General features: G+C 43.4%; 9 protein-coding genes. 7 read left to right on the forward strand and 2 right to left on the reverse strand.

The features are described 5' to 3' along the window. Positions 1–107: 107 nt before the first annotated feature. On the reverse strand, positions 108–815 hold the full coding sequence (locus ABZP31_RS01325; RefSeq protein ID WP_248134786.1) for a hypothetical protein: 708 nt from the start codon (positions 813–815) through the stop codon (positions 108–110). A 212-nt stretch (positions 816–1,027) separates the two neighbouring features. On the opposite strand from ABZP31_RS01325, the gene ABZP31_RS01330 reads away from it, so the two are divergent. Beyond that, on the forward strand, positions 1,028–2,449 hold the full coding sequence (locus ABZP31_RS01330) for a phosphate--AMP phosphotransferase (protein ID WP_248134788.1): 1,422 nt from the start codon (positions 1,028–1,030) through the stop codon (positions 2,447–2,449). 41 nt (positions 2,450–2,490) lie between these two features. Here ABZP31_RS01330 and ABZP31_RS01335 read toward each other — a convergent pair whose 3' ends face one another. Then, entirely contained in the window at positions 2,491–2,988 is a 498-nt protein-coding gene (locus ABZP31_RS01335; protein ID WP_005016937.1) for a hypothetical protein, read from the reverse strand. 186 nt (positions 2,989–3,174) lie between these two features. On the opposite strand from ABZP31_RS01335, the gene ABZP31_RS01340 reads away from it, so the two are divergent. The 6 genes from ABZP31_RS01340 (at position 3,175) to ABZP31_RS01365 (ending at position 17,216) form a co-directional block, all read left to right on the forward strand. Next, positions 3,175–6,867, forward strand: a complete 3,693-nt coding sequence (locus tag ABZP31_RS01340; protein WP_248134790.1) for an exodeoxyribonuclease V subunit gamma — start codon at positions 3,175–3,177, stop codon at positions 6,865–6,867. Beyond that, on the forward strand, positions 6,864–10,568 hold the full coding sequence (locus tag ABZP31_RS01345; RefSeq protein WP_248134792.1) for a UvrD-helicase domain-containing protein: 3,705 nt from the start codon (positions 6,864–6,866) through the stop codon (positions 10,566–10,568). Before ABZP31_RS01340 ends, ABZP31_RS01345 begins: the two co-directional genes overlap by 4 nt. Before the next feature lie 87 nt (positions 10,569–10,655). Next, positions 10,656–12,416: an exodeoxyribonuclease V subunit alpha gene (recD, locus tag ABZP31_RS01350; protein WP_248134794.1), complete on the forward strand. Its 1,761-nt coding sequence runs from the start codon at positions 10,656–10,658 to the stop codon at positions 12,414–12,416. A gap of 854 nt (positions 12,417–13,270) precedes the next feature. Next, positions 13,271–13,540, forward strand: coding sequence for a 30S ribosomal protein S15 (gene rpsO, locus ABZP31_RS01355; RefSeq protein ID WP_005016930.1), 270 nt, complete (start codon positions 13,271–13,273; stop codon positions 13,538–13,540). A 247-nt stretch (positions 13,541–13,787) separates the two neighbouring features. Continuing rightward, positions 13,788–15,881, forward strand: a complete 2,094-nt coding sequence (pnp, locus tag ABZP31_RS01360) for a polyribonucleotide nucleotidyltransferase (protein ID WP_171054432.1) — start codon at positions 13,788–13,790, stop codon at positions 15,879–15,881. Between the two features lie 96 nt (positions 15,882–15,977). Further along, on the forward strand, positions 15,978–17,216 hold the full coding sequence (locus ABZP31_RS01365; RefSeq protein ID WP_005405997.1) for a magnesium transporter CorA family protein: 1,239 nt from the start codon (positions 15,978–15,980) through the stop codon (positions 17,214–17,216). The last annotated feature ends 13 nt before the right edge of the window (positions 17,217–17,229 follow it).

Genomic DNA, 17,229 nt, shown 5'->3' on the forward strand with positions numbered 1-17,229 from the left:
CATGATGACAGATTCTTGCTATTTTTACAGCGTTCATCTTGTAATTGCTCGGAATAATATACAGAAAAAATCTGTTGAGTTATCTTTTATCCGGTTTCTAGCACAGATTATATTTTAAACGGATCTACCTTGCCTGAATGAACATTGTCGATAATCTGTCGTTCTTTCTCGGTGAAACTATAAATGAAAGCAGCAGCTGATTTCATCGGTTTCATAGCCACAAACCCCTCACCAATAAAATCGTACATCAGCTGGAACTGGTATTTTTGCGCTACGCCTTTACACATTTTGAATGCGGTATGCATAACAAAAGAACGCATGTATTTATCAAGATTTAGCCCTAGTTCATCAAGTAAGGCGAGTTGATGGTAACGCGCATCTGACTGATTTAATTTAATTAACGTCAGACGCATCATTTCATCATTAATAGGCTCCTCAGCCGGGTAGTCTTCAAGAAGCTGTGCAGCCACCTGTTCATCAAGCTGCATTGCCAATACTGCCAGACTGACGGATTTCAGTCCGGTTCTGATGGCATTTTCAGGCAATAGCTTCTCTGCTTTATGTGCATACTTGAGTAAGCGTTCAATCTGTTTAGCCAGATCATCAAATTCTGGTCCGCCATATAGACGATTCAGAAAATATGTAGCCATCAGCTGGTTTTGTGGCTGACTAAAAAGTCCCTGATGCGTAGATTGGATTCGCGCTTTAAGCCAGGCTTGAGCCTCGTATAAACGTTTTTTTAAAGCAGGATCCTGATGATAGCTTAAGTCATTATATTGTTTTAAAAGCTGGTCAAGGGCGTCGAGTTTAGACATGAGATAACATAACCCAGTTTAAATATAAAAAAAGAAAAGCATAGCCAGAGTTTAAATCAGGTGCTATGACAACATTGTTCTGGACTTATTAAAAAATAGTCAGTCAATCTATAAAAGATGCGCTAAATAAAGTGAAACAAATAATACATTAAGTTTCAGGGTGCTAGTTTAAATCACAGTATATTGAACAAAACAGAAATGATGAGGCACGCATGGCCGGACAAGAAAAAAGATCTTTTAAACTGATGAATGAAGATGAGTTATCACTTGCCCTGATCGATGCCCAGTATGCCCTGCGGGAAAGTCGGGGAACACCGCAGGCTAAAAGTCTGGTCATTTTGGTAAGTGGCATTGAGCTGGCTGGTAAGGGCGAGGCAGTCAAGCAGCTTCGTGAATGGGTGGATCCACGTTATCTGCAGGTCAAGGCTGATCCTCCACATCTATTGACCCCCAAGCTGGCTTTCTGGCAGCCATATAGTCGTTTCATACCTGCAGAAGGGCAGATTGTGGTGATGTTCGGGAACTGGTACAGCGACCTGCTGGCAACAGCTATGCATGTTTCTGAACCGCTTGACCAAGGCATGTATGACAGTTATATCGAAAATATGCGTGCCTTTGAGCAGGACCTCCAGAATAATCATGTCGAGGTTGTTAAAGTCTGGTTTGATCTGCCCTGGAAAAATCTGCAAAAGCGTCTGGACAATATCGATGCTTCAGAATTGCACTGGCACCGCCTGCATGGGCTGGACTGGCGCAATAAAAAACAGTATGAGACTCTGCAAAAGTTACGTCAGCGTTTTACTGATGACTGGCTGATCATTGATGGAGAGGATGAAAAAATCCGTGACCAGCAGTTTGCGCAATCTATATTAGAAGCTATGCAACGCCTGCCAGTCCATCAGAACAATGGAGTGACTAACTGGAAACAGGCAGCTGTTCCGCAACTATTGCTGGAGCCCCAAAATGAGGAACTGGCAGAAAATGAGTATAAGAGTCATTTAAAGGAATTAAGTCGTCAGGTTGCAACCGCACTACGTCATGATGAACGTCAGGTGGTAATCGTTTTTGAAGGCATGGATGCAGCTGGTAAAGGAGGAGCCATTAAACGGATTGTTAAAAAGCTGGACCCACGTGAATATACAATTTATAGCATTGCTGCCCCGGAAAAATACGAGCTGCGCCGACCCTACTTATGGCGTTTTTGGAACAAGCTGGATGAACATGAAGATATCATGATTTTTGACCGCTCCTGGTATGGCCGGGTACTGGTCGAGCGTATAGAAGGTTTTGCCAAGCCGGCAGAGTGGCAACGGGCCTACGATGAGATTAACCGTTTTGAAAAAGACCTAACTGACAGTCAGACTCTGGTGATCAAATTCTGGCTGGCGATCAGTAAAGACGAGCAGGCCAAGCGCTTTCAGGCCCGTGCCGATACACCACATAAACGTTTTAAAATTACAGATGAAGACTGGCGTAACCGCGAAAAATGGGATGAATACTTAAAAGCTGCTGCTGACATGTTTGAGCGGACCAGTCCTGCATGGGCGCCTTGGCAGGTAATTGCAACAAATAATAAAGAAGCCGCTCGTATACAGGTACTCGAAGGCATTCTGAAAAAACTACAGGCTGATTAGTCAGCCTGTAGTTTTTTAATATTGAGTTATAGAAATCATTTTTAAGCTTTTTGTATTTTCTGCTGAATATTTTTAGCCATTTTATAGCTTTCCTCAACATGTGCTTCGGCTATCTTCTTCATAATAATATAACCCAGACTTGCTGCAACAATCTGACCACCGAGCGGAATAAATTTGGTCACCTGTTTAGTCAATACTTTACCGACCATTCCATTTAATGACTGCTTTGCCGCAGTACGGGCAACTACCAAGCCAGAAAATTCTACGCCACGTTTACGCAGCTCATTCCAATGAATTTGTTTGGTTTTTGCGTCATAAACACTGATCTGGTCAGGGGTCAGGCCAAAACGATGGTTAATTTCCGGCAATAATTGCGATAAAATACCGATGTCAATCACGACATCAAAAAAAGGAATTGGAATTACGGCCGCCCCAGCGGATACGTAAGCACGTTTTTTGACCAGTTCCAGACATTCTTGACGAATCTGTTCTAAATTCAGGGTAGGATCAATGGCATCAGGAATCTTGTCTATTTTCATTATATGAATACCTTATTCAGTGAAGTGTTAATTTTCCAATTGAATCACTATTAAGATACGTATTTCAAAGAAATTTTGTACCTATGGATGATGTAAAAGTGACATGGCCAGCAGGTGTTGTACAGTGAATTATCTTTGTGATTTTGTGCACAGAACTTGAATATTTGTTATTAGGGTAAAAAGAATATGGGGATTCATGTTATTCAAAGCCAGCGTATTGACGTATTGGTACACGGGGTGCTTTCTACCTTGGGCCAGCCGGCAGTACATCCGCTTGAAGTCTTGAAAACCCAGCACTTTGTGGTACCGACTCCAGCTATCGAGCAGTGGCTGACCCAGAAAATGGCTGAAGAACAGGGCATTAGTGCCAACCAGCTGTTTCACCAGCGTATACGCGGTTTCCAATGGTATGCCTATCAGCAGGTACTGGCTGATAAAGATAAGGTCCGTAAAGCCAATATTCCGCGCCTGATTATGAAGTGGCGGGTTTATCAGGCCTTGGGTCCTTTTATTGAAGCTGAAAAATTACAGCTAGATCAGCAGCATCCCCTATATCCGATTATTTGCCGGATTTACGATACCGCCGAAGGACTTGAACCGGGCATAATCCGGCAGCTCAAGAAACAAGGCATGCTGTACTGGGTAGCTGAGCAGGTCTCTAGCCTGTTTAGCAACTATATGGTTTACCGTGGCTATTGTACTAAAAAAGGGTGTACAGATGTTTGTCGTTGTCCAACCAACTGGCTAAAAGCTTGGGGACAGAATCAGCCACTCGATATCGAAGCATTATTTTATACAACAGGCACTGAAATTTCTGCCTTTACCTTGAACCAGGCACATGAACTGGAAGGCTGGCAGCGTTGGCTCTGGCAGGAAGTATTTCATGAAGACTTCGAGCTGATGCAGGAAATTGATGCCGAGTTCTGGCAACAGCTGGAGCAGGAAGCAATGCGCAAGCAGGCGCTTAAACGTTTGCCTCAGCAACTGGTGGTATTTACATTGCTGGATCTGCCACCGAACCAGTTACAGTTTTTGCGCCGTTTGGGACAATATATTGATGTCTTTATTCTGCACTACAATCCTTCACAGGAATACTGGGCAGATAGTGTCGATCCGGTCTGGAAAAAGCGTTATGATCTGCGCGTAAAAGAGCGTTTCATTAGTAAAAATCCGCAGGCAACCGATGCCGATATCAAAAAGTTTTTTGAGGATTTCACCCTGCATTTTAATGCAGAAGTCAGAGAGTCGCGTCATCCGCTGCTGACCCGTTTTGGCAAGCAGGCACGTGACCATTTTTCATTGCTGTCGAGTTTATCCTCAGGGGAAGAAGGACAATGGGTAGATGCTTTTGTTGACGAGTTTCCTGATAATCTGCTGGGTAAATTACAGTCAGATATCCTGTATCTGGCAGAACCGCAGAAACATCGATATCCACTAAATGCAACAGATGATTCTATCCAGATTCATGTCTGTCATTCTTCGTTACGTCAGCTTGAAGTCTTAAAAGACCAGCTGACTTACTGGCTCTCGCAAAAATCAAAAGACCAGCAGCGTAGGCCTAGCGATGTTTTAGTGCTGGTACCTAATCTAAAAGAACTTGAACCTTTAATTCGCAGTGTGTTTGCTGTTGCCCCTAAATACGGTATATCTAGCACCGATTCTAATATTTTTCAGGCAGCCACCAGAGAGCGGCAGGTTCATCTGCCTATTAAAATTGCCGGTGTGGCACAACTTGATGCCAGCAATGCTTGGCGCGCAGTTCTGGAACGAATTCAGCTGGTGCGTGGCCGCTTCACCTTGCAAGAATTTTCAGACTGGTTAAATCTGACGGCAACCCAACAGTGTTACGGACTGGATGTCAATCGCAGTGAACGTATGCTGGTCCTGCTGGCTGCAGCCGGCTTTAAACGCGGACTGGATGCCCGGCATTTACAATATAGCCTGAGCCGGCATGATGAGGACTTCCGTTTTACATTCAAATTTGCACTAGACCGGCTGGCACTGGGCATTGCTATTCCTGACCATACGATTTTTAATGAAACCCTAAGCTTTGCCCAGGTACAACCGAGTGACTTTGAGTTAGTTGCCAAGCTGATCGAAATTTATCAAGACTTTGACCGGCGCCGGGACTGGCTACTGTGCCATGAGCTGGGAGAACGAGTAGTAGTTGAGAGCTGGTTACAGCGTTTAAATGAAGATATTGCAGAATTTGAACAACAGGGCGTTACTGCACTGAAACCGGTACGCGAAATTATTCATAAACAGATTAGAATGCTGACACTGGCCAACTTTTATAGTGAGCAAGAAGAGCAAAATTTACATGGTATCTGTTTACCCCTGGCATACCTCATTGAAGAAATTAATACAGCGCTCGATGCCCAGATTGAGCAGGCGGAACCTACCGGCCAGATTACCTTTAGCCAGATCGGGCAAATCCGGCCCTTACCGTACCGCTTGGTAGTTATGCTAAACCTGGACAGTGGCACATTTCCAAGTCGCAGCCAACGGTTACCTTTTGACCTGATGGATATACTGCGTCCACAGCTGGGTGACCGCTCACGACTGGAAGATGATCAGGGCGCATTTCTAGATGCATTACTGTTAGCTCAGGAAAATTTATGGCTATTTTATAATGGCTTTGATGTTAATGACGGGGAAGTACGTGAGCCATCGAGTACCTTGCAGGAATTTGTACAGCATCTGGCATTGATTGTCGCTTCTGAACAGCCCGATGAGGTGATAGACCAAAAAATTTCCCTGAATGGGATTGAAGTACCCCGACAGCTTGAGCAGCTTTATCACGTTCATCACCTGCAACCTTTTGACCCGGCTGGTTTTGCCACTGAAAAGCTGATCCGCTATCAGGATCAATGGTTTAATGTGGCACAGCACTTACTACAGGCGCGTGGACAACGCCAGCCGTGGGCAAACATACCATACCCGCTAAATACTGAAAATATTCAGGTTCTCCATAGCCAGCAATGGATACAAGATGTCATCTTTCCAGCGCGACTGTATTTAAAGACCCTAGGGGTTGAAAATCTGAGTTCGAGTGAAAGTGCAGCTCAGCATGAACCCTTAATACTAGATGGATTAGGCCGCTATGCTATTCGAGATTTTCTCTATCAGCAGAATAGTGTGAAAGAGCCACAAATACTGATGCACCAGCTACCGGTTGGAAAAGTGGCACATAGTACTTGGCAGATCAGCCTGGCTGAACAGGAAACTTTAAAGGCCCGTCTGCAACGTTATGCACCCGAGGTCACTCCAGTCACCCAGCAGATGTGGAAGGTCAGTGCTGAACTGCATATGCAGATTAATATTCCTCAAGCAGGTATGACTGACTGGGTCAGTATGGAGCCATCTAGTGCACGGGCTAAGCGCCGCGCCAAAGTCTGGCTTGAATATCTTTTATGGTTGGCTTATCTGAACCAGTCAGAAGAGACAAGCCGGAAATTACAGCGTGTGGTTGTCTTCAGTGACCAGACTGTAATCTGTGCGGGTGTCTGTTCAGTGGAAGCACGAAAGCTGCTTGATCCTTGGTTTAAGGCTTGGCAATATGGCCAAAGCCAGCCGCTGGTTCTACCGGCTGCCCTGATGTTAAATGTGGCTGAAAAGGGTAAAAAGCATGAATGGACTGAAAATGAAGTTGGCCAGAAAGTCATTAATAATTTTGATGCGCTGTTAAAAGACTGGAATGAAACCCATCAGTACAGTTCATTTTCCGCAACAGAAAATGAGGCGGTACGGCTCCACCGTGACTGGCAGTTTATCTTGCAGGAACAGGACGCCACTGCCTTACTGGAGCATTGCTGTAAAACTTTCTCTTATGAGTTATATGCACCTATTTTTGAATATCAGCGGGTTGAAACAACATGAATGAGCCACAGGCTATTTCGGAATATCCGATTGCTGATATGTGTTTCTCTGGCCTGCATTTGATCGAGGCCTCGGCTGGCACAGGAAAAACTTATACCCTGTCTAGCCTGATAGTGCGTATTCTTATTGAGAAATATCTCCCCAACCAGATTATTGCCACCACTTTCACCCGAGCAGCGGCAGCTGAACTAAAAAGCCGGATTCGTAGCCGTCTGGTAGAAGCCTATCAATATTTTAATGATTGTCAGGATTTGACAGAAATTGAAATGTTGCATAAGGCAGAACAGGAAAAAGATCCCCTGTATCAGGTGCTCTGTAAACAATTTTCGACACAGGTTGGTTATGTCTGCGAACGACTTAAACTGGTCATAGACCAGCTGGATGAACTGTTTGTCAGTACGCTGGACAGTTTTAGCCAGAAATTGCTGCGTGAGTTTGCCTTTGAAAGTGGCAAAATTGAACGGGCACAGTTAACTGAAGATGCTAAGGCCTATAGTCAGCAAATCGTCCATGACATTTTAAGAGAGTGGATTCAAGCTCAGCCGCAGCCCTTGATTGACTATTTACTGTTAAGCAAACAGCTCAAAAATACTGACGGTTATCTGGCGATTGTAGAAAACAGCCTGAATTTCTCTTCAGCCCAGTTTATGCCTGTTGCCGCACCAGTCATGGATTTGGAACAGTTTGAAGCGGAGCTGGATCTCTTGTTAAAACTGGATCTGTCTTTAGTAGAAGGGCTGGCCGATTATTATCGGGCAGATGGACAGCACAATAGTATAGTCGGAAAAAAATGGCGGACTGAGCAGTTAATGGAAACAACGCTGTGTCAGAATCTGCCAGATTTTATTAAGGCTTTACATACCCAGCGTTCTTATGCCTTATTTGCAGCACACTGGACCGATATCTTTAAGTGTATTACAGATCTGGCCACAAAAAAGGTTCTGAACAAATGTGCTGCCGAGGTACTAGAATACTTTGAAAATCATCAGATTATCCAGGGTCTGCGCCGGTTTTGCGAATGTGTAGCCAATTTAAAAACTGATCTTTCCCGGTTAGATACCTATTTACAGTTTTATATTAGTCAGGAAGTGCGTAAGCGCCTTCCACAATTACTGCAGCAGCGTGGGGAAACCACATTTTCACAGCAAATCCGGACTTTGGCTGAGGCTTTGCAGGGTGAACAAGGCCAGCGTTTTGCAGTATATGTCCAAGCCCGTTATCCCCTGATTGTGGTCGACGAATTTCAGGATACCAATCAAGACCAGGATAATATGCTGGCTAGTATCTGGCGGCATCCACAGCGACATCAGCACAGCTGTATGATTATGGTCGGTGATCCAAAACAGGCAATTTATGGTTTCCGGGGCGGAGACATGCTGACTTATATCAAGGCCCGGCAGGATGTTTTAATCAAACAGGGTAAACTCTATACCTTAAGACAAAACCACCGTTCAGTTCCTGAACTGGTAGAAGTGGTCGATGCGCTATTTCAACGTGAAGTCAACTTTGGTGAAGAGGTTATTTATACCCCGATTCAGGCAGGAGCACGTCAGCATCCGCCTTTAACCGACCGGCAGCGTAAAAACTACTGTCCACTACGCTGGGTCCAGCTTAGTGATAAAAACAAAGAGGCCGAACAGGTTGCCTGGAAGATTCGTCAATTATTAAACCACGGTATAGCCAAAGAGTTGTTATTTGACGAGTCAGGCGGTCAGCGTCCTTTAAATGAAAATGATATTGCTATCCTGTCCAAGAATCATGATGGGCTAGACAAAGCCCAGTATGCTTTAGAGTCTTTAGGTATCCGGGTTAACCGGCCCTCTAAGCGTAGCGTATTTGACTGCCAAGTGGCCCGTGATGTTGGAGCACTGCTGACGGCTATCATGCATCCGTATGATGAGGGTAAGGTTAAACGGGCTTTACTGAGCCGGTTACTCGATTTTAATTTGCAAAGTCTGGTCGAGCTGGAGCAGCGCACTGATGGTTTGAGCAGTTTTATACACAAGTTTGATGATATCCGTGAATTATGGCTGGAACGTGGTTTCCTGAGTGCCTGGCAGTACTGTCTGCAACATTTTCAGGTCTGGCAGAAACTGGTAGCCATTGCCAGTAAAGATAACGAAAGGGCTGTAGTAAATCTGCGGCATTTAACCGAAGTACTGAGCCAGCATAGCGAAATTTATCCGGGTGCCAAGAATCTGTATTATTGGTATTTTAAACAGTTACAGTCACCAAGCGAACGAGAATGGGAACTGGAACGACGCCTGTCTAATGAAGCAGGTGTACAACTGATGACCATTCACCAGTCAAAGGGACTGGAATTTAAGGTGGTATTTTTGCTGGGTGCTGACAAAGCATTTAAGGAAATGAATAAAACCCTGAATTTCTCTACGGTTGAGCAGTTAAACCCTGTAACAGGTCAGCTTGAAAAGCAGCGGGTTATTGCGGTAGCAGACAAAAACCTGCTAGATGAAAATGCAGTAAACCAGCATCAGGAACGTGCAGCAGCAGAAAACCGTCGTCTCTGGTATGTTGCCTTAACCCGCGCCAGTCACCGTGTTTATGCCATGCTGCAAGATACTGAAGGTAAAGCTAGGGACAGCCTGGCTTTCTGGCGTAATCGGGCAGAGCCTTTTGTACATCGTCACTGCATGGATGAGCCGCTTCTAGAGCAGCTACCGGCAAAAGTTTCTGCCAGTTCGGTCTCAAAGCAAATCAGTGTCCAAGCCTTGAATCTGCCCCAGCAGCGTTTTTATCCTCGGGCCAAAACCAGCTTTAGCTATCTGGCGCAGCATCTCAAAACTAGAAAAATCTTTGATCCGCTTGCAAATGAAGTAAAGCGACCAGAAAGTGCCGAAGACGAGTTGCATGTAGTAGATAAAGCGTACTTACCGGCAACCCAGCCCTTAAGCTGGATCAAACAAAACTTTCCGATGGGTACTGTAGCTGGTAATTTTCTGCATGAGATTTTTGAGCATATTGATTTTCAGGAGCCGGCAGACTGGATACTGGAAATCCGCCGCCGTTTTAAAAATGATTATAGCGGCCTATGGAATGAATTACGGGACAAATATCAGCGGGATTTTCCCGAACAGGCAGAAGATGAACAGCTACTGTTAAACTGGCTGGCAGAGTGGCTCCAACAGGTACTTGGGACTCCGTTACACGCAGGTTTTGAGTTAAAGCAGTTACAACCGGAACAGCATTTGGCTGAATTTCCATTTTGTCTGGCACTTTCAGATCATGTATTGGCAATTCAGCGAATTCACCAGCTGTTTGCTGAATACGGGATTGATATGCCTGAACTAAATCCTGCTGAATCTGCGCGTTATCTGAATGGTTCCATCGATCTGGTTTATTTTGATGGTCATCAATATCATATTGCCGATTATAAGAGTAATTTTCTGGGTAGTGATCAGTCAGACTATAATCATGCCTCAATCCGAGCCAGTATGTCACATTCAAGTTATTGGTTACAGGCTGGTCTTTATCTGGTTGCACTGCATCGTTATCTGAGTATACAGATGCAAAATTACGAGATCAGCCGGGATCTGGGCGGAGCAAGTTATCTCTATCTGCGTGGCATGAACGGTCAACCGGACCATGGCATCTATTACTGGAAACCCAGTACAGAATTTATCCTGCGACTTGATGCTTTATTAGGTTATTTTATTGAAGATAAAATGAGTAAAATTGCTTAATAAGTTATTTGAAATATTTTATAAACAAATACTTAATTTGTGGATAAATTTGTTTATAACTCTGTAGATAACTATGAGGATAACTGTGTGGAAAATAAACAGCTTCATGAAAGCTCCCAACAGCAATGGATCAGTACATGGAGCAGTTTTATTGCACAGACCCCTTTTCATGACGGTGAAAAACATGAAAATGCTACTAATATAATTGTCCAGGTTCTCGAGGCTCTTCAGCAGGGCAATAGCTGTATTGAAGCCACCGACGATCAGGTCAAGGTTTTAAATAATCTGGTCGGATTTGAGCAGCAGGAGCACTTGCCGGTTGCGCCATTTATATTTGATGGTAGCTCATTATATTTGTACCGCTACTGGACCTTGGAAACCCGACTGGCAAAGCAGATTGAACGCCTGTGGCAGCAGCAGATTCCTGCGGTTGACCTGACTGCCTATTCTGGGCTGTTACAAGATAAATATCAGAAATCTGCCCTGACAATGGTTGCCAGAAAAATACTGAGTATTATTACTGGCGGACCAGGAACAGGCAAAACCTATACACTGGCACGTATTATCGCGGTTCTTAACCAGGCTATTCCCGATATCCGTATTGCTATGGCAGCGCCTACGGGAAAGGCTGCCCAGCGTATGCAGGAAGCACTACGTTATTCTTTTCAAGATCCCAAATTACTGGAATCTGGTTTGATCACACAGAGCCTGCAAATGCAGACTACTCAAACCATTCACCGGCTGCTTGGGCTGGGTCAAAACCAGCAACCGCGTTTTCATAGCCGGCAGCCGTTACCTTATGATGTTATCGTTATTGATGAAGCTTCCATGCTTGACCTGGAACTCGCAACCCTACTATTTGAAGCTATACCAGATCACTGCCGGCTTATTTTACTTGGAGATGCTCAGCAGTTAGCCTCAGTTGAAGTAGGCTCGGTTCTTGCTGACCTGCAACAGATTCCTGCCTTGGCGGAACACCGGGTCCATCTGGTAAATAGCCGTCGTTTTACAGAAGATGCACTTATTGGAAAAATGGCCAAGTTTATCCAGCAGTTTCAAGCTGGAAAACCTCATACAGAGATTCTGGATTATTTCCAGCAACAGATTGTACCGGCTGACCAACTTTCAGCTATTACATTAAGTCATGATATGCAGGATCAGGTACAACTTGAATTCTTGCCTGCTTCAGCTCAAAGCCTGAATTGGACAGAATTCTATGAAAAACTGATGCAGGGTTATTTACCTTATCTTAAAGCACTTAAAAATTATTTACAGGCAGAAGAAACTTCTGAGGATACAGTCAAACCTCTGGTTCAGGCATTTGACCATTACCGACTGCTTGCAGCTACTCGACACGGGGCATTAGGGCTTGAGAAACTTAATCAGTATGCTAAACAATGGCTGAATCAGGCTTTGAAAACAATTGCAGTAGGTGACTGGTATATTGGCCGTCCAGTTATGATGACCTATAACGACTATCAGCTGGGGCTTTCAAATGGTGATATCGGTATCTGTGTTCGACATCGGGAGCATCCTGACCAGTTTGAAGTTTATTTTCCCAGTCTGAACAAATGGGTGGCTGCTACACGGCTACCTAAAAATATTGAAACAGCATTTGCGCTGACTATTCATAAGTCACAAGGCTCAGAATTTACTCATACCGCAGTCATATTAGACCAGACAGCTAAAAACTTGTTAAGTCAGGAACTGATTTATACAGCCATTACTCGAGCTAAGAAAGTAGTAAGCTTACTGGTAGACCCGGAAGCATTTGTCCAGTCTTTAACAGTAAAAACCACCCGTAAAAGTGGATTGGTTAGTAAAATTAATGGAAAACTAATTTTGTGAAATAAAAGTTAATAATAAGCCTTCTTGTAAGTTTTTGCTTACATCAATTCGAGAAATTAGCGCCTAGAGCTAATGCAGAGTTTCTGAGATGATGGCTTCACATAAAAAGCCTAGCACGGAAAGCTAAGCAATAATCGCATTATAACTATAATCAGTCGAATGACAGCGAACTTGCATGAAGTAAGTGAAAAAGAGGAAACTTACAGCCGCTAAGCCTTGTAGTTTTGGGAGAGACTACAAGGCTTTTTTATTGCCTGTTAAAATGTCAAAGGTACTCAAACATAAATAAACCAATAGATAAAATTTACTCATTTGTAGGTTTTAGCTTACATATTGATACGTAAAATACGACTTTTATACATAATTAGATCTGACAAAATATTACACATAAGGAAATATACAATTATATACAGGACATTATTAATTCATTCATAATAAGATTGGCTTAAAGAAGTTAAGAACAACTATAAATTAAAGAATAATAACGAGAAAAGAAGAAACTACAGCGCAAAAAAGCCCAAGCCTAGCTTGGGCTTTTTTTTTAAATACTTATTTTTAGAATTGGCAAAATATATTATCTTTAAAGAGTTTAATAAAGTACTAAAATAATTAAGGGATTTTGTGAGTTTCAATTTTATAAAACATAAGAAATATTCATAAAAAATTTAAGGCGGAGAAAAGTCATAAATCGGTCAGGGTAAAGGGTTAAATCAGAAAAACAGCCTGCAATTTTTGCAATTAGAGCGTTTTTCGCTTAAAATATGACGCTTGCTGTAGTGATGCACGGCAGTCAGTTTGGCTCGGTCAAACTGGTAGGTATCAAAACTCTTTTCAAAGCATCTCGGAGAAATCGAATGGCTTTAACAAATCAAGATCGCGCAGAGATTGTTGCTAAATTTGCTCGTGCTGAAAACGACACAGGTTCACCGGAAGTTCAAGTAGCTTTGCTGACTGCTCAAATCAATGATTTACAGACTCACTTCAAAGCACATAAACATGACCATCACAGCCGTCGTGGTCTGATCCGTATGGTTAACCAGCGTCGTAAGCTGCTTGATTACCTTAAAGGTAAAGACACTACACGTTATAGCGATTTGATTGCTGCTCTAGGTCTGCGCCGTTAATCTGGCAATTCCTATTTTGTTTTCGGTAAGTCGAATGATCGATTTTTCGTTTGCTGAGAATGAAAGTGTATCTGCTTTTGCAGGTTAAAGTGAGAAGGGGCGAATAGTTCGTCCCTTCTTTTGTGTTTAAAACTAGTGAGGTGCGGCTTCTAAGCTTTGTCATTTATCATTGCTGTCGGGAATGATATGAATGTCAAACCTTAGGGGCCTCCACTAGAATAAAATCAGGATATTAAAATATATGTCGATGTTTAACATTGTCCGTAAAGAATTTCAATTTGGTCAGCATCAGGTTGTACTGGAAACTGGCCGTGTAGCACGTCAGGCGAATTCCGTGCTGATCACTATGGGTGGTGTTTCTGTACTGGTTGCTGTAGTTGCTCAACCGACTGCCAAAGCTGGTCAGGACTTTTTTCCACTGACTGTGAACTATCAAGAAAAACAATATGCTGCCGGTCGTATCCCGGGCGGCTACGGTAAACGCGAAGGCCGTGCATCTGAAGCTGAAACTCTGATCTCACGTCTGATCGACCGTCCAATTCGTCCATTGTTTCCAGAAGGTTACTACAACGAAATTCAGGTAACAGCAACCGTTGTTTCTTCTGACAAGACCATGGATGCCGATATTGCTGCCATGCTGGGTACTTCAGCCGCGTTGTCAATCGCTGGTACACCATTTCGTGGCCCAATCGCTGGTGCACGTGTTGGTTTAATTAACGGCGAATATATTCTTAACCCAAATCATGAACAGTTAAAAGAAAGTGATCTTGACCTTGTGGTTGCCGGTACTGAAACTGCGGTACTGATGGTGGAGTCTGAAGCCAAGGAGCTTTCAGAAGACCAGATGCTGGGCGCAGTACTGTTCGGTCATGATGAAATGCAGATTGCTATTCAGGCAATTAAAGAATTTGCAGCAGCAGCAGGCGCGACTGAGTCAACTTGGGTTGCACCTACTAAAAATGATGCACTGCTTGAACAGCTAAAAACTGCTTTTGAAGCTAAAATCTCTGAAGCATATACAATTGCTGTAAAACAGGAGCGTTATGCAGCTCTTGATGCCTTACATGCTGAAGCTATTGCACAGTTTGTTCCTGAAAGTGACGAGACTGGTATTGCTGACGAAGTAAACGAACTGTTCGAAGAGCTGAAATATCGTACCGTACGTGACAATATCCTGTCAGGTAAACCACGTATCGATGGTCGTGACACTAAGACTGTACGTGCACTTGATGTACAGGTTGGCGTACTGGAACGTGCTCACGGTTCAGCATTGTTTACCCGTGGTGAAACTCAGGCTCTGGTTACTGCAACACTGGGTAATACCCGTGATGCGTTGATGGTTGATACACTGTCAGGGACCAAAACTGACAACTTCATGCTGCACTATAATTTCCCGGCGTATTCAGTAGGTGAGACTGGCCGTGAATCTGGTCCTAAACGTCGTGAAATTGGTCACGGACGTTTGGCGCGTCGTGGTGTACAGGCTGTGCTTCCACCGGTTGACCGCTTCCCGTATGTTCTACGTGTAGTATCTGATATTACCGAGTCAAACGGTTCATCTTCTATGGCTTCTGTCTGTGGTGCTTCACTTGCACTGATGGATGCAGGCGTACCATTAAAAGCTCCAGTTGCAGGTATTGCAATGGGTCTGGTTAAAGAAGGAGAACGTTTCGCTGTACTTTCTGACATCTTGGGCGATGAAGATCACTTGGGTGATATGGACTTTAAAGTAGCCGGTTCTGCTAATGGTATTACTGCCCTTCAGATGGATATTAAAATCGAAGGTATTACTGAAGAGATCATGGAAGTTGCCCTGAATCAGGCATTTACTGGTCGTATGCATATTTTGAATGAAATGAATAAAGTCATTTCTCGTGCTCGTCCTGAAATTAGTATGCATGCTCCAACATTTGCTGTGATTACAATTAATCCAGACAAGATTCGTGATGTTATTGGTAAGGGCGGCGCGACAATTCGTCAGATTACTGAAGAAACTAAAGCTGCAATTGATATTGAAGATAATGGTACCGTTCGTGTTTTCGGTGAAACTAAAGCTGCTGCGAACGCTGCAATTGCCAAGATTCAGGCCTTAACTGCTGAGGTTGAGCCAGGCAAGATCTACGACGGTAAAGTTATCCGTATTGTTGAATTTGGTGCATTTGTAAATATCATGCCAGGTACTGATGGGCTGTTACATATTTCACAAATTTCAAATGAGCGTATCGCTAACGTAACTGATGTTCTTAAAGAAGGTCAGGAAGTGAAAGTTCAGGTTGCTGATGTAGATAACCGTGGCCGTATTAAACTGACGATGAAAGATATTGAGCAAACTTCTAACTAAGTTTGTTATCAATTTGAAATGAAAAGAAAAGCCTGCTTGATGCAGGCTTTTTTTATGTCATGATGCATATGTAAATTTTTATAATAATTATCAGGTATGCAGGTTTATTATTTCTATCGACATCTGAGCGAACAGTGCATTTTTGTGAGTCATCAACCCGAAGAAGGCCACGAGCTTGAGTTTATCTGGATTGATTCGACCCGTGACGATGTAATTAATCATGTTAAAGACTGGCAGAATAAAATTCATGAGCTTTCACAGCTGTCCCTGTCTGAATATCATGTCAAAGATATTTTAAACGTAGAGCATCCATGTACTTTCGATAGTACTGAAGAATACAATTTACTGATCCTTAGAAAACTGGTTACGCCAGATGACCAGATCAAAAATATTGATCTTGGACTGGAACCGCAGGAAAGTGCTTTTGGTCTGGCTACCACGCCAGTCAGTTTTATTTTTAACCCTGATCTACTAATTACAGTGCGGGAAAAAGGCAATACTATACTGGAAGTCTTTATCCACCGGCTTCAGGCCAGCCTCAGTTGCAATATTGATGATCCTGGAAAACCACAAAAACTCGCTACCTCTCCTTTTGACCTGGCATTACGTCTTTTATGTAGCATTATCGATAACTATCTCGATATCCGAATGCCATTAACACGGCGGGTTGAATACTGGCAGCGTGAGTTGCTGCAGGGCAGAAAACGTTTCAAACAGTGGCATCAATTATTTCAGGAAATGACTCTATTTCAGCAAATTGAAAATCTCTGTGAAGAACAGATTGAGGCTATGCAGGAAATCCGTGATGAAATTGTTCAGAACTATCATCATCTAATGGGAGAAGATCTGGTTGATCCTCAGGATATCCTGTTGATTCGACTGGATGATCTAACTGGCCATATTGAACGGGTACAAAAGCATACCACCCGGCTTCGAAACTCCATACAAAGTGCCATTAATCTACATTTCTCTGCTATTTCCAACCAGACCAATGAAAATATGCGGATTCTGGCGATTATTACAACTGTTTTTGCGCCCTTGACCTTATTAACCGGTATTTATGGAATGAACTTTGAATATATGCCGGGACTTAGTGTAGAGAACGGGTTCTGGCTCATGCTGGTAGCCATGCTATTTTGCACAGTCTTGCTCATTTATCTATTTTACCGGCGACATTTGCTAGGGCGGGGAGAGCGCAGTATTCTGGATCTGCTGGCTCAGCAGCATCATCAGCGTAATGTAAACCTGTCCTGGTTACTCGATGAAGAAAGGTATCATTCAGCACAGCAGCAGAGAAAACGGGCCAGATTTAAATTACGTAAATCGGTCGATTAATTTTTCTCTACTC

Source organism: Acinetobacter sp. FL, assembly GCF_040744925.1.
Lineage (GTDB): Bacteria > Pseudomonadota > Gammaproteobacteria > Pseudomonadales > Moraxellaceae > Acinetobacter > Acinetobacter radioresistens.